12 protein-coding genes and 1 pseudogene are annotated in these 15113 nt (G+C 50.8%); 2 read left to right on the top strand and 11 right to left on the bottom strand.

Translation table 11 applies throughout. The features are described 5' to 3' along the window. Positions 1–8: 8 nt before the first annotated feature. The 3 genes from QGT73_RS01105 to QGT73_RS01095 are packed head-to-tail and all read right to left on the bottom strand — an operon-like array spanning position 9 to position 1976. The gene (locus QGT73_RS01105) at positions 9–1106 is read right to left on the bottom strand and encodes a hypothetical protein (protein WP_280121083.1); all 1098 of its coding nucleotides are present in this window, start codon (positions 1104–1106) and stop codon (positions 9–11) included. Between the two features lie 2 nt (positions 1107–1108). Beyond that, positions 1109–1600 carry a hypothetical protein gene (locus QGT73_RS01100; RefSeq protein ID WP_280121082.1) on the bottom strand — a complete coding sequence of 164 codons (492 nt, stop codon included), beginning with the start codon at positions 1598–1600 and terminating at the stop codon, positions 1109–1111. 19 nt (positions 1601–1619) lie between these two features. Continuing rightward, complete coding sequence (locus QGT73_RS01095; RefSeq protein WP_280121081.1) at positions 1620–1976, bottom strand: hypothetical protein; 357 nt, start codon at positions 1974–1976, stop codon at positions 1620–1622. 82 nt (positions 1977–2058) lie between these two features. Between QGT73_RS01095 and QGT73_RS01090 the strand changes: the two genes are divergently transcribed. Beyond that, on the top strand, positions 2059–2460 hold the full coding sequence (locus QGT73_RS01090) for a hypothetical protein (protein WP_280120572.1): 402 nt from the start codon (positions 2059–2061) through the stop codon (positions 2458–2460). A gap of 710 nt (positions 2461–3170) precedes the next feature. Next, complete coding sequence (locus QGT73_RS01085) at positions 3171–3395, top strand: hypothetical protein (RefSeq protein WP_280120571.1); 225 nt, start codon at positions 3171–3173, stop codon at positions 3393–3395. Here QGT73_RS01085 and QGT73_RS01080 read toward each other — a convergent pair. The 8 genes and pseudogenes from QGT73_RS01080 to QGT73_RS01045 form a co-directional block, all read right to left on the bottom strand. Next, entirely contained in the window at positions 3392–4888 is a 1497-nt protein-coding gene (locus tag QGT73_RS01080) for a phage integrase SAM-like domain-containing protein (RefSeq protein WP_280121080.1), read from the bottom strand. The two genes, QGT73_RS01085 and QGT73_RS01080, sit on opposite strands and share 4 nt — an antisense overlap. A gap of 216 nt (positions 4889–5104) precedes the next feature. Further along, a complete protein-coding gene (gene ppdK / locus QGT73_RS01075; protein ID WP_280121079.1) occupies positions 5105–7819 on the bottom strand; it encodes a pyruvate, phosphate dikinase in 2715 nt (904 codons plus the stop codon). Positions 7820–7992: 173 nt separating this feature from the next. Continuing rightward, complete coding sequence (locus tag QGT73_RS01070) at positions 7993–8838, bottom strand: ATPase (RefSeq protein ID WP_280121078.1); 846 nt, start codon at positions 8836–8838, stop codon at positions 7993–7995. Continuing rightward, complete coding sequence (locus QGT73_RS01065; protein WP_425278370.1) at positions 8835–10007, bottom strand: exo-beta-N-acetylmuramidase NamZ family protein; 1173 nt, start codon at positions 10005–10007, stop codon at positions 8835–8837. Before QGT73_RS01065 ends, QGT73_RS01070 begins: the two co-directional genes overlap by 4 nt. A gap of 182 nt (positions 10008–10189) precedes the next feature. After that, a pseudogene (locus QGT73_RS01060) lies at positions 10190–11481 on the bottom strand (MFS transporter). A 3-nt stretch (positions 11482–11484) separates the two neighbouring features. Next, a complete protein-coding gene (locus tag QGT73_RS01055) occupies positions 11485–12804 on the bottom strand; it encodes a SpoIID/LytB domain-containing protein (protein ID WP_280121076.1) in 1320 nt (439 codons plus the stop codon). Then, a complete protein-coding gene (locus QGT73_RS01050) occupies positions 12801–13754 on the bottom strand; it encodes a DUF4922 domain-containing protein (RefSeq protein WP_280121075.1) in 954 nt (317 codons plus the stop codon). The genes QGT73_RS01055 and QGT73_RS01050 overlap by 4 nt, the downstream gene beginning before the upstream one ends. Then, the gene (locus QGT73_RS01045) at positions 13733–15061 is read right to left on the bottom strand and encodes a glycosyltransferase family 2 protein (protein WP_280121074.1); all 1329 of its coding nucleotides are present in this window, start codon (positions 15059–15061) and stop codon (positions 13733–13735) included. The genes QGT73_RS01050 and QGT73_RS01045 overlap by 22 nt, the downstream gene beginning before the upstream one ends. Between the last annotated feature and the right edge of the window lie 52 nt (positions 15062–15113).

The raw sequence follows: 15113 nt of genomic DNA, 5'->3' as shown, positions 1-15113 counted from the left end.
ATGTCGGGTTAATAACCTGCTGGTTTATTGCCTACCTCCAAACCTGCAACCTGCTTGATTGCGTTCTGCGTGGCCGGAGAGCTTTCTACATTCGCACCGATGGCGATAAGCATAGCCTCTGTTGTCGGTTGCTTGTAGCCAACTACGACGCCATCTCGCACAATTGGATCACCCTGTACCTTCTCGCGAACCTCCGGGGATAGAGTGTGATAAATGCGCGATACGGTCTGAGCGTTGAGTTTGTCGAGCGTCAATGTCACATTGCCGTTGCCCGAACCGAGGTTGAAAGTCATTTGACCCTCTTTCAAAGAATGGGCAAGGCGCTGTGACTCCATGTTGATACGCGCTCTCTCGTTGGCCGCACTGACATTGAACTGACGAACACTCTCCTTGAACTGACGCTCCCAACGCTGACCTTCTTCTTCGTGCCATTCTCCCTGTCGGTCGAAGTTGGCTTGCCATTGACGCACACGCTCGTCATAATCCTTATTACGGAATGCAACATCATCGGCACGGTCTTGGCGACCTGCGTCAAATGCTCGGTCTTGTCGGGCGAGGGTCTGTTCAGTCTGCCATGCCTGTAAGCCTCGCTGTTTGTCGGCATCTTTCATCTTGCCGATAGTGAGAGCATATTGCAGATACTTATCGGCATCGGCATCGCGCTGCGCCTTTTCCTTGTCGAAACGCTCCTTAGCCTTAGCCGACATTCCCTCTTTGGGATTATACATATTCGGGGCATAGTGATGAGTGAAGATAAGGTTGGCAACAGATTGAGCTGCGTCCGACACTCCGCTGATAATGCCCTCTATCTTTTGCTTACGGCGCAACTTCTTCAGTTCCTCCTCCGACAAAGGCTTAAATTCGGCCATGCGCTTTTCAAGCTGCGGTATAAGCTCCTCATAACTGCTTGCCGAGTATTCAGCCGGGATAGTCGTTGATATTGGGGTCGAGGTCGTAACCTTTGTGGAGGTAACAGAAGATGAACTACCACCTGCCGGGGGCGGAGTGCCACCACCGGCAGGTGCCGAACCCGCAGGAGCAGCCGGCTGTTCATTGCTGACAACTGTTGTCCGAGGGGCTATAATGGGTTTGTTAGAGTCTACCATAGTTAGAATACGCTTGCCATTGCAGAACCGGCTTGTGCTACACCTTGCACTGCTTGCGCGGTGTTCTGAGCCTTTGCCTGTTCAAGATTATTAAGTTTGTCGTTGAGTTCCTGCTTTGTCTGCATATACTGCGACTCGATTTGGTCTTTACGGCGCTCACCATTAACAGCTATCTGCGATGTTGCATCTGCGAGAGCTTGATTATTGGCTGCTTTAGCCGCCGCAATACTTTCCTCACTACTCCCCATGACCGCCGCTGAACCTGCGGCAGCTTGGTTTCGTTGTCGAATATTCTCATTAGTCATAGTAAGGATACGTTGTGCATCTGCACGTTGTGTCGCGTCCTCATTATATCGGCGGTCATACCAATTTTGGTTTTCTTTCATCTGACCCTCGATATTTCGCTGGACCTTTTTCATTGCCTTTGAAGCGCTGATACCACCGAAAATACTTGCTCCGATACCTAACGCTCCTCCGATTGCGCTGCCTACCATATCTGTACGTTTTTATAGATTACTTACTTGTAGCTTGTTTAGCAAGGTCGATAATGCCTAAATTGGCTACATCCTTTTCTTGCTCTTCCTTATCGGCACCGGGCGCTGTGGGTGTATCTGTTGTAGCTTCTTCTTTCTCCGGCTCTTTGACCTTTTCCTTCTCTACAACTTTTTCTTTCACGACTTTCTGAGGCGCAGACGAGCCGCCATCAGTCCAACTCCCTTGATTGGCAGTAAGCTCCATTTGAGTTTTCATGCCATCATGAAGTCTATCCATAGCTTTGTCGCCCTGTCGCTCTTTCTCTTGTATAAGTTGTAGAGCGGATGAGATGATACCTCCACCTTGACCGCCCATGCCTCCTGCTGCTTGCATCATTGTTTGGGAGAATTAAAAAGTTATAATTATGGAGCAAAGGTAAACCCATACCTTTGTATCGTAACTTTAACTTATTAGTCACATGGCACAAGGAAGAAAAACAGGTGGCCGACAGAAAGGCACACCCAACAAACCAAACCCGCTCAAAGAGCGCCTGCGCGCCCATTCCACCGCCTACTTTGAGCCGAAGGTTCAGACCAATGCGGACGGCTCTCCGCGCACGCTGGAGTTCAGGGATAAGGATGGATTATTGTATAACACGGTCGTATTGGCAGACGCGGACGGAAATCCGCTCGTCATTTCCGATTTCGACTTAGACATGATGATGATGGAACCCAAAGACCGCGCAACAATACAGGAGAAGCTGCTGCGCTACCATACGCCGCAGATGCAGTCCGTATCAGCAGAGGTGTCGCTGGCCGGAGAAATCACCACAACGATTGAGCAGCGTCTTAAAGACCTCGCCGCTGACAACGACAACTGACCGCCTCCATCTATTTTCATCTACTTTTAGATTCCATGCCGGGCCCCGCAGCTCGGCATTATTCATTTCCGAAATTGTTTCCCCATTTATTGCTATTTCTTCCCCAATTATATATATTCTTTCGGAAGATTGGTGCATTTCTTCCCCAACAATTCTTATTTCTTCCGAAGTTATTCCCATTCTTTCCGAAATAATCCCTATTCTTTCCGAAATTAATGGCATAAATTCCCTTTTTGATTTTTTATTGCAAAAACGTTGAAAAACAAGGTGTTTTTTACTCCTCAAAAACGGCACTTTTTGACCATTTTTCGGGCAAAATTCCTTCCCCATTTATTAGAATAACTTCCGAAGTTATTGCTATTTCTTCCGAAGTTATTCTAATTCTTTCGGAAGTTATTGCTATAAATTCCGAAAACTTCGGAAGAAAAGGGCATTTCTTCCGAAACCTTTCTTTTGATAAAAGAAAAAGAAATATATAAAATATTTCTATAAAAGGGAATATATCTCGTCGATACGCGCGCGTACATATACGCGAGGAAATTTTTTCTTTTTTTTGAGGCTTCGCCAATCAGATGGCAGGAGGGAGAAAAAGAAAAAGTTGCGCGAAAAAGAAAAAGAGCCACGCCGATGACGGCGAGGCTCAAAAGATAAAGTTCAAAAGTCTGTGGAGCAGGTTACCTTTGCCGTTGAAATTTCAAATTCATCAAGTCATGACATTTTCAGAAATCAAAACCATTGTCGGCACGTCCGATGTGAAAATCAAGTCTTCTTCATTCCGCTATTCGGAACTCTACGCTCTTGTAGAGAAAGTCGCTACATACGAGAAGGGTATTCTTACCATTGTCGTTGAAGACGGAACCCTAAATTATTCAGAAATCAATACGCTGTCCACGAAAGGAGGACGATATGTGTCATTTGACCTTACCGGATATTAAAACCCTTTGCCCTTCTGGTGCTCGTAAACGTATACTTTGCCATTGTCGAGGTTGACAATCTTGAACTGCACCATCGAGCGGTCTGGGATGTCGGCAGGGAATTTCGCAACCAACGCCTGTGTGACCTCCTCGATGTTTGAATAGCCGATGTCCTCAAAGTTGGCCAGACACTTGCCTTGAAAAAATGCCGCCGCACGGATGAGCATCTTTGGCGAAAGACGGAACAGCCCTTCTTCCTCCGGCTTCTCCTGCGCCACGCGCCGCGAGGTCGCATCGCTGAAGAAGATAAAATCAATTACTTTCTCGTTCAACTCCCATGCCGGTGTGAAGTCGGGGCGCACATATCCGCGAGTGATTGTGTAACCGTGCGAGTGGTTCATCGCAAAGCCAACCTCCGCGAGTGTGGCCCCGCAGTCGTTCTGCGCTGTGGTCGCCCATGTGTGACGGAACGTATAGACACAGTAACGTTTTTTCGGGTCGGTCATTCCCATTTCCTCACAGATTTTCTTGATGCCTGTGTTCACATTGGCGCAAAAACTGTCTGAGGTTGAGAAGCGGTCGCAGAACCGAAACAGCCTGTCGGTGTGTTCACCGGCTCTGTATTTCTCAAACAGAGGTTTGATTACCTCCGGCACTCGCATTTCGATGTATGCGTCATCGGTTCGGGTCCGGGTTGTCTTGGCTCGTTTGTAGTGGATTATGCCGCCGTGGTAGTCTTCTTTGCACAGGTTGAAAATGTCAATCGTGTTCATGCCGGCCAAACATAGTGACATCATGGCCACATCACGGCCTAACTCCGGCAGGGGGTCAATCATCTTCGACTCCGGCAGCGGTGCCGCAAAGAATGCCCTGCAAGCCTCAGCGGTGATTGCTTTCTTATTAGGCCTGTCGGCAGCAGGTATCTTAACTTTACCCCACGGATTGGTCTTTACCCGGATTATGCCGTTGTCGTAGTCGTTCAGTTCATCAATGGCCGCACGGAAAATCTGACGGATGCAAATCGGGTACATCTCTTTGGCTCTCGCGGTGCCGCTCAGAGTGGCGACCCACTTGTTTACGTTTATCGAGGTGAGCTGCGCGAACTTTACTTTGGTCGTACCGAAGTATCGCTCCATGTGTTGGAGTGCGAGTTGGTAATTTTTCGCGTTGCGCTCCTGCCCTCGGTCAATCATACGGTCAATGTGCTTTCGGGCATAGTCCGAGAATACCAAATCCTCGTTCAAATTCTTCAGAAACTCTGCAACTTGTCTCGCGTTCCACGCAGAAATATCTTGGCGATTTAACGCATCGAGCCAATTAACGATTTGCGTAGATAACGGTTTGAGGACAAACGGGTCGATAACTTCCATCGAGGATGACAAGCCTTTTCCGCTTACTACTTTGTCAGTCGGTAAATATACCGATTTGCCATTGTGAGCGACCCGGATATAAACCGAGTAGCACCCGTCCTTTCTTTTGCGCTGCTTGTTTACGCAGACTGTCAGTATTGCCATATTATTTTCTTGTTTAGAATTATATCATGCAATTATTTCTGTTGAATTCATGTTGAATCGACCGTTTGATAGACGTGTGGATTTTGTTGAATTTTCGCGGTTCAATCGTACACACTATCGTGTTCAAATGCACATACCCCTTAAAAATACTTTAGGCGGTATGCTCTTGTTTATCAGAACATACCGCCTAAGTGGCTTATTTTAAGTATCTATCTCTTAGTCTTCGATGGCAGCCTGCGCCGCTGCTACGCGGGCGATGGGCACGCGGAAGGGGGAGCAGGATACGTAGTTCATGCCGAGCTTGGCGCAGAACTTGACTGATGAGGGTTCGCCGCCGTGCTCGCCGCAGATGCCTACCTTGAGGTCGGGGTTGGTGGCGCGTCCTTTCTCTACACCCATCTTCACGAGCTGGCCTACACCTTCCTGGTCGAGTACTTCGAAGGGGTCGGTCTTGATGATGCCGTGCTCTTTGTAGAATTTGAGGAATTTGGGCGCGTCGTCACGCGAGAAGCCGAATGTCATCTGGGTGAGGTCGTTGGTACCGAAAGAGAAGAACTCGGCTACCTCGGCAATCTGGTTGGCAACGAGGGCTGCACGAGGTACCTCAATCATTGTGCCTACTTTGTAGGCTACGCTGTGGCCTGTTTCCTCAAATACTTTGGTGGCTGTGGCGTGGATGATGTTGGCCTGGTTCTGAATCTCCTTGAGTGAGCCTACGAGGGGAATCATGATTTCGGGATGTACGTCAATGCCGCGGGCCTTGACTGCGAGGGCAGCTTCGATGATGGCGCGTGACTGCATTTCGGTAATTTCGGGGTATGTGATGCCGAGACGGCAGCCGCGGTGTCCGAGCATGGGGTTGAACTCTTCGAGTGAGTCAACTTTGGCTTTTACTTCTTCGAGTGTGATGCCCATCTGCTCGGCGAGCTCTTTCTGAGTGGCTGTCTGATGGGGTACGAACTCGTGCAACGGGGGATCGAGGAGACGTATGGTGACTCCGTAGCCGTCCATAGCTTCGAAGATGCCTTCAAAGTCGCCGCGCTGCATGGGGAGGAGTTTGGCGAGTGCGAGACGACGGCCTTCGACGTCGCTTGCGAGAATCATTTCGCGTACGGCTTTGATGCGGTCGCCTTCGAAGAACATGTGTTCGGTGCGGCAGAGACCGATGCCCTGTGCGCCGAATGCGCGTGCCTGCTTGGCGTCGCGGGGGGTATCGGCGTTGGTGCGTACGAGTGTCTTGGTGTATTTTGCGGCAAAGTTCATTACCTGACCGAAGTCGCCTCCGAGTTCGGGCATAACTGTGGGCACCTGGCCGTCATATACTTCACCGGTCGAGCCGTTGAGTGAAATCCAGTCGCCTTCTTTGTATGTCTTGCCGGCCATTTCTACGGTCTTGGCTTTGTAGTCTACGCGGATTTCACCTGCGCCTGATACGCAGCATTTGCCCATACCGCGAGCTACTACGGCTGCGTGAGAGGTCATGCCGCCACGCATGGTGAGGATGCCCTGTGCTACGGCCATACCGCGGAGGTCTTCGGGTGAGGTCTCGATACGTACGAGTATGACTTTGCGTTTTTTCTCTGACCAGGCTTCGGCTTCTTCGGCTGAGAATACTATCTGGCCGGTGGCTGCACCGGGTGATGCGGGAAGGCCTTTGGCAACGACGTTGGCGCGCTTGAGGGCTGCTTTGTCGAAGACGGGATGGAGGAGCTCGTCGAGTTTCTGGGGCTCCATGCGGTTGAGCACGGTCTTCTCGTCGATTTCGCCTTCACGGAAGAGGTCCATGGCTATCTTGACCATGGCTGCGCCTGTGCGCTTGCCGTTACGGGTCTGGAGCATCCAGAGCTTGCCGTCCTGGATGGTGAACTCCATGTCCTGCATGTCTTTGTAGTAGGCTTCGAGCTTATGTGCGATGGCGATAAGTTCGGCAGCGCATACGGGCATTGACTCTTCGAGCGAGGGATATTTCTCGGCACGGGTCTCTTCGCTGATGCCCTGGAGGACGGCCCAGCGACGTGAGCCTTCGATTGTGATCTGCTGGGGTGTACGGATACCGGCTACGACGTCTTCGCCCTGGGCATTGATGAGGTATTCGCCGTTAAACATGTTTTCGCCGGTGGCTGCATCGCGGCTGAATGCCACGCCGGTGGCAGAGTTGTTGCCCATGTTGCCGTAGACCATAGCCTGTACGTTGACGGCTGTACCCCATTCTTCGGGTATCTGGTTCATGCGGCGGTAGAGGATGGCGCGCTCGTTCATCCAACTGTCAAACACGGCGCAGATGCCGCCCCAGAGCTGTTCCCATGCGTTGTCGGGGAAGTCTTTGCCGGTAAATTCCTTCACGGCGGCCTTGAAGAGCTTAACGAGGTCCTGGAGGTCTTCTACATCGAGCTCGGTGTCAAGCTTGACGCCCTTGGCCTCTTTTTTCTTGTCCATGATTTCCTCGAAGGGGTCGATGTCGGTCTTCGATTTGGGCTTCATGCCGAGCACTACGTCACCGTACATCTGTACGAAACGACGGTAGCTGTCCCATGCGAAGCGGGGATTGCCGCTCTTTTCGGCGAGCGATGCTACGGTGGCGTCGTTCATGCCGAGGTTGAGCACTGTGTCCATCATGCCGGGCATGGATGCGCGGGCTCCCGAGCGCACTGATACAAGGAGGGGGTTGGTGGGATCGTTGAATTTCTTGCCGGTAAGCTCCTCAACGTGGGCTATAGCGGCTTCTACTTCTTTGGTAAGGTTCTTGACCACTTCGTCGCGACCATACTGAGTATATTCGGTACATACTTCGGTGGTAATGGTGAAGCCCGGAGGTACAGGCATGCCCAGCAGGTTCATCTCAGCAAGGTTGGCACCTTTGCCGCCAAGGAGATTGCGCATTGAGGCATTACCCTCGGCTTTACCATCTCCAAATGTATAAACTCTTTTCATTTTGTGGTGGTTAAAAAATGTATATTAGATATTGATATTATAAACTGTGTATCGGGTGTTGTAGCAAGGAAATTTCTGAATTACCTTGCAAAGATAAAAAATTTTTGTTCAGAAATCAAGGTATTTGGTCTTCTTTTGCTGAAATTATACTTTTTACATGAGATTTGGATGTTTCAGGTCATGGAGTGGTATGTGGCGAGACCTATGATTGGGGTGGCTGTGATGTTGCCAATGTGGCCGCCTTTATCATTGACGGCTTTTTCGATATGATGCCTGAAGTGAAGTGCGATGGAGCCGACGAGGTGGATCGGAAGTTCTGGAAACGCCGTGTAGTTCATGAGATTGTATGTCACATAGCGTGAAAATTCGTCGTAAAGAAATGTCGATATTTCGGGAATATGGGCGTTTTCGGCTATGAACGGGGCAAATGATGCAAGAAAGGCGTTGGGGCGCGGGGTGCGGTATACGCGGGTGATTATGTCAGGTATGTCGAGGTGAAATCTTGCCTCAAACAGTTGTTTAAGACGGGTCGGAAACTGGTTTTTGAGTAGCATGCCGAGAAAGCGTCGTCCTAATACGGCTCCGCTCCCCTCGTCGCCGAGTATGTAGCCGAGGGGAGAGACGTTGGCTGTAATCTCTTTACCGTCATATAGGCATGAGTTAGAGCCGGTCCCGAGTATGCCCACTATGCCGGGGGTGTCTCCACATACAGCTCTCGCGGCTCCGAGCATGTCGCTGTTGATGTGTATCTCGGCCTGTGGAAATATGCCGGCCAACTGTGAGCCGACTCTAAGGCATGCCTGTGGAGTGGCGCATCCGGCACCATAATAGTGGATTTGTCTGGCCATGGTATGTGACGGGTCCATGGCGGGATGTGACGATATGAGTGTACGGAGTTCGTCGTCTCCGCCTGTCAGAGCATTATATCCGTTGGCCAGATCGAGATGCAGGGTAGGGGAGTCTGACGAGATGATGGCGACCGAGGTCTTGGTGCTTCCGCAATCAAAAATTATTTTCATTGGTAAAGATAATATTTTGTTGAGGCTTCTTTAAACCGTGATGCGTCTTTATCCCAAAATTCTTTCATGTCGGCCACTTTATAATGGGTGGAAAAGAGTCGTCTGACTTCTGGAGAGCCGCACACCTGGTCAAACATCTTGAGCCGGGATGCCTGGGCTGATGTGAAGGCCTTGTGGTTGGGATATAGGGCCGCCAGTTCCTGCATAATATAAAATTGTATAATTGACAGTGGTGCTGTGGCTCGCTCGCGGACATAGATCTGTATGCCTCCGAGGTTTTCGCCTTTGAACATCGTGTAGAAAGGTTTGAAATAAATAGGTCTGAACTCCACTCCGTCAAGACCTATAGCGTTGAGGCGGTCGGAGAGTGCGGTTGCGTCAATCCATGGAGCACCTGTGAGGCTAAACGGCAGTGTGTAGCCGACTCCGATGGATACATAGTCCAATTCTCCCATGATGCCGGTGGCAGGATAAAGCAGTGCCGCGTCGGTAGTGGGTATGTGGGGTGACGGGAGCACCCACGGCATGCCTGTGTCGGCAAATGTCATGTCACGATGCCACCCTTCCATCGGGATTACTGTCAAGTCGACTTTTTTTTGCCCTGTAAGTCCGTTGGCGTTGAGATATGTGGCCAGCTCGCCCGGTGTGAGCCCGTAGATATAAGGGATGGGGTATTGTCCGACAAACGATTCACGGCCTTTCTCCACAATGTTACCTTCGACACGTCGGCCTCCGAGCGGGTTGGGGCGGTCGAGCACGATAAATTCTTTGCCGTCGCGAGCGGCGGCCTCCATGGCGAGTCCCATTGTGGAAATGAATGTGTAGCTGCGGCATCCGATGTCCTGGATGTCATAGACGAGCACGTCGATGTCGCGAAGCATTTCGGGGGTGGGCTTGCGTGTGCGGCCGTGCAGTGAGTACACGGGTATGCCCGTCTTCTTGTCGACATCATTGGCTACAGAGGCTCCGGCCACATGGTTGCCGCGCACACCGTGTTCCGGCGCAAATAGTGCGGTGAGTTTTACATCGGGAGCTTCGGCCAGAATATCGATGGTAGAGCGCATGTCGTTGTCAATTCCTGTGGGGTTGGTAATCAGTCCGACCCGCTTTCCGGCCAGTTGCCTGAATCCGTTGTCACGCAGGACTTCTATGCCGGGTTTTACTACCATCTGTACAGTTGACGCAGTAACTGGCGGGGTGACATTATGTTCGGTCGTCACGTCAGAGGGTTGATTGGAGCATGACATGGCGGTCATGAGAAGCGAAAGGCCCAGAAGGGATGTCAACATTTTCATAAACGTTTTTGTATGTCGGGTTATTCCGATTATAACCGCGACACAAGGTGGATGGTTCAATTTTTCTTACCGAAAGCGGGATTGATTTTAAGCAAGTGTGACACCGCGATGGTGGCTATGCAGCATATCATTGTCCATATGAAGAAGTAGCGGTAGCCGATGGTGTCCTGTATCCATCCGGCGGCCATGCCGGGGAGCATCATGCCGAGGGCCATAAAGCCTGTGCATATGCTGTAATGGGCCGTGGAGAATTTGCCCTCGGAAAAATATATGAGATATAGCATATAGGCGGTAAAGCCGAATCCGTAGCCGAACTGTTCGATAAATACACAGGCGTTAATGGTAAGTAGACCCGGTGATGTGGCCCAACTGAGATAGACAAACGTAAGACATGTCAGCGACATGCTCCATGCCATTGGTCTGAGCCAATAGTTGAGACCACGGCGCGCGGCTACGAGACCGCCGGCGATGCCTCCGAGTGTGAGACCTATTATGCCTATGGTGCCGTATACGATGCCTACTTCCGAGGTTGACAGGCCGAGTCCGCCGGCCGATACTGGGTCGAGGAGAAACGGGTTGATGAGTTTGACGAGCTGAGCTTCGGGAAGTCGGTAGAGAAGCATAAAGAGTATGGCTGTCCCTGCCTGTTTTTTACGGAAGAATGCTGCGAATACATGGACAAATTCGTCAAGTATTTCCTTTGTGTCGTGTCTGGTGGCCGAGCTGTTGTTTTCTACTTTCGGGAGAGCCCATGTGTGGTAGAGGGCGAAAGACAGAAACAAACCCGAGAGCAACACAAACACTGCGCTCCATGCGAGCGGAATATTATCTGTGTGCTCTTCGATGATTCCGGCCACCACCACAAGCGCGCCTTGGCCTATTACGGAGGCTATGCGGTAGAACGTGGAACGGATGCCTACATAGAATGATTGCTCGTGGGGTGTGAGTGCGAGCATATAATAACCGTCTGCGGCAATGTCATGTGTCGCTGATATGAAGGCGACAAGCCAGAATATGGCCAGTGTGAGACTGAAAAAAATGGTGTGGGCAGTGTAAAGGCGATGCCGGCAAATGTCAGAGCTACAAGCCACTGTGTGGCCAGCACCCAGCGACGCTTGGTGGAGAAGATGTCGACAAAAGGACTCCAGAACGGTTTGATGACCCATGGCAGATAGAGCCAGCCGGTGTAGAGGGCTATGTCGGTGTTGGAGATGCCGAGGCGTTTGTACATTATGACCGACAGCGTCATCACGGCGATGTAAGGTATGCCTTGGGCGAAATAGAGGGTCGGGACCCAGGCCCAGGGCGAGCGTTTGGCCGGTCGGGTGGTTGGGATAGTCTTGTCCATAGGTCAGTAGATTTTTACTATTGATGCTCCGGGATAATAATGTTGTAATATTTCCTCGTGGCTGTGGCCCTTTTCGCCCATCACGGCCGCGCCTATCTGACACAGGCCCACTCCGTGGCCCCATCCGGCCCCGTGCAGAGTGAAAGCATCGGGCAGTGTGCTGTCTGAGTCGAAGTGTCGCTCGACCACGAAGGCCGAGCTAAGCAGGTGTGACTCGGATAGGGTGCGTCGTATCATAAGTTCCTTGCCTATGACCACCGAGCGTAATGTGCCGACTATCTGGAGCTTTACAATGCGGCCCGAGCTGCCACGCTGCAAGGGGATGAGGTCGATGACTTCTCCAACACCAAGGCCCGAGCGTGACTCTATTAGTGCCGACAGTTGTTGACGAGAATAGTGCTGTGTCCATCGGTAAAAGTCGTTGCGCTCGAGATCATATCTGTTGAGCACTTGCGACAATGTGTGGCGGTCGGCACTGTTGCAGAACGATGTTGGTGATGCCATAATCCATTTGCCGGCTTCCTCCTCGTTGGTCAGGTCGGGATATTTTGTGGACTCTATATAGTCACGCCGCGGGATGAGGTAGGGGTGAGGTGTGTCATCCCAGCATGATTCAAATCGCTCGAACACGCCTCCGCAACATTTGGAGAAGCGTGCGTCACACAGTTTATCGGCATGCATGAGCACCAAGCCTCGGGTGTCGGCCACAGCTCCGGCCGCAATGCAGCCTGACACGCGTCCTATGCCCTGATAACGCTGGCAGTGATCGTCGGCGCATACGTCAAACAGCGAATGGTCTTCATGGTCCCACCAGCGTATTATCTCCTCGTTGTCGGTCGAGGCGGAGAGAGGTTTGCGGTAGGATGCGGAGTTTTTGCTTTGCATCTGTTTGAGCAACCAAGATCTTGATATTACCGAATGGGCGCGCAGAAGCGGGATTGACGAGGTGTCTTTCATCTCGCTTGATATGACTGATATGAGATAATCTTCAACTTTGACCACGTTGATGGCGATAATCTTTCCGTTGTCGATTATGAGTTTAAGCGAGCCTCGGAAACGTTGGTTCTCTTTTCGCTCCCAGTGGAAGTCTACACCAATGGTGACTCCTTCCAGCTCGAAGGTGTCGCCATCGTAGGAGGAAGGCGTAAATTCTATGGTCGTGTATACTCTGTTATTCCATAGGATACCAAGCCCCGACTCCGCAATCTCCACAGAGTGATGTCCGGTGACAACTTTTTCATCGGAAGTGGAGAAGATGCCTGTCAACTCGAAGTCTACGGTTGTGCCTGACAGGATGCCTATGGTTACATAAGGTTCTTTCATTCGGATATTGTCTTTATGAATCCTGTAATTTCGGCGGTAGTATAACCAACCTCGTCATATATAAGTTGTATTGTCTGTTCGTCAAGTCGGTCATAGTCTTCATGGCGAGAGGTGATGAATTTGCCCATCATCTCAAGCGAGGCCGGGCTGATGAGCATCCGGTCGCTTTCGCTGCCATAGCATGACGGTCGGTGACTCTTGCGGGGGATGATGACTATGCGGGTTGTCTTTCCCATCTTAAAGGCCACGACATTCATCATTGGTTCGTGCCCTTCACCCTTTGGCATTGAAGATGTGACGAGATCAAACATAGGCATTATGTCGGCATCATCTTTTATCTCAAGGATGAAGTGACCGTAGGCAGCCATGTTGGGCTTGGGAATATAGAGACGGCTTTTCCCGATATGGCAGATTTCAGTCATGTATTGGGCGGTGCGCATGAAGTTGGCACTTTCATGGATGTCGACAGCCTGAAAGTGCATGTGGTCGGGTGCGGATGCTCCGCATTTCGGACCGTTATAAAAAATGCAGCAGTCAGGAAGAATGCGTGTGAGCCTGGCCATGTCAAGTATGCGTTCGCCAAGGTGCTGAGGAGTGTGGTCGCGGTTTACGATAGTGAAATGTATGTCAGACGCCGGATAGGGATTCACCAGTATCTTGTAATCTCCCCAGTTGACATGGCTCTGCTCTGCCGGACGGGCGTTGTCACACAGGAAGCATGGCCGTCGGCCGTCGGCTATTGCTTTAAGGTCGGCCGAAAGTGATGCTTTGCGATAGTTAAGGAGTATTTTGCTCCCCTCCCAGAAGACGTCGGAGAAAAATATTTTATCATATGGCGATTCGTCATAGATGGCATAGTTGTCACTGAGCAGCTTCCATTCGTTAAGCTGGCTGTCGAAGAGTGTGTTAATGTCATCCTGAATGGGGATCAGCGTGTTTTTTTTAGCCATTCTATGCGGGTTTTGAGTTCGAGAGTACGTATTGAATCCTTGTAGTAGTTGTTTTGGTTGATTCGGTCACGGCTGAGGGAATGGTCGGTGTTGTCCTCCCAGCGTCGGCACAGATAGAGTGATTCATATATGCGGCCTATGTGGTATTGCCGGCTTATGGCAAGCCCCATTGCATAGTCTTCACCATAACATGTGTCGGGAAACTCGATGTTGCGGGCTATCGGTGTGTAAAATGCACGGGGAGCCCCGAGTCCGTTGATGCGCAGGGCGTTGTTGGCCCCGTTTTCGTCGGTCCATTCGGCATGGTCGATGAGTCCCGGAGGGAGTATGTTGCGGTTGAAATCTGTGAGGGTATATGACCCGATGACCATGGCGCACTGCTCGGAAAGGAATTTGTCGACAACCTTTTGGAGTGTCTTGGGCGAGATGTACAGATCGTCACTGTCAAGTTGCACGGCAAAACGTCCGCAATGTTCTGACTGAAGTGCCAGATTCCAGCACCCTCCGATGCCGATATAAGGGTAGGGGAGTGAAGAGGTGTCGATTATGTGTAGACGGGGTGAGCCGGACGCGATTTCGGTAAGAATTTCGGATGTCGCGTCAGAGCTGCGGTTGTCGACGACGATTATATTGAAGTCAAAGTCGGTCTGTTGGCCGAGGGCTGAATGTACGGCGTCGGAAATGGTACGTTCACGGTTTCTGACAGGTATGATTACACTTGCTTCCACAGGAAAGGTCCCTTCCGATACATTGATTTTGTTTCGTCGGAATGGTGGGATATAGCCTCCGATTTTGATGAGATGGTCGGTGACAGCTTGCTCCAGTTCTATTTGTGATTCACGGTTTTTAGGGTCGACGTAGGCAAAGTGGGCGGCTTCGCCGTCAATATCCGTAGCTTTTCTGCTTGTGCTGTACAGCGGCTCCGGACAATAGGCCGGCATTCCCATTCGGGTAAGGCCGAGTCGCAGGCTATACCACCCGGCAGCTTCATACTCTTTGTCAGTATTATCGAGAATCTCTCTCATGCACCGTGTGCGTATCATGACAACTTTCCCAAAATCAAAGTCATCGCGTAAAGCTCCTGCCTGAAAAGGTATAAGCCGATGTAACGCACCGTTGTCAATATAATCACTATAGGCAAACGGAGAGTCTGACATATCAAGTATCTGTCGCATGCGGTCATAGCCGCCGAGATTGAATTCGATAAGTTCATCAGTCAGATTTACGAGTGTATATTTGTCGTCTGATATTATTTTACGGAGTGAATATGTTGATAGGCGGGAGTGGGGGGTATTTGCTTTTTCCATTGCAAGAGGTGTGATTGGGTGGATGGTTGAGATGGTGGTGGTTAAGGATGAC

This window comes from Duncaniella muricolitica (assembly GCF_910574735.1).
GTDB lineage: Bacteria > Bacteroidota > Bacteroidia > Bacteroidales > Muribaculaceae > Duncaniella > Duncaniella muricolitica.
This window is presented reverse-complemented; position numbering and strand designations above follow the sequence as displayed.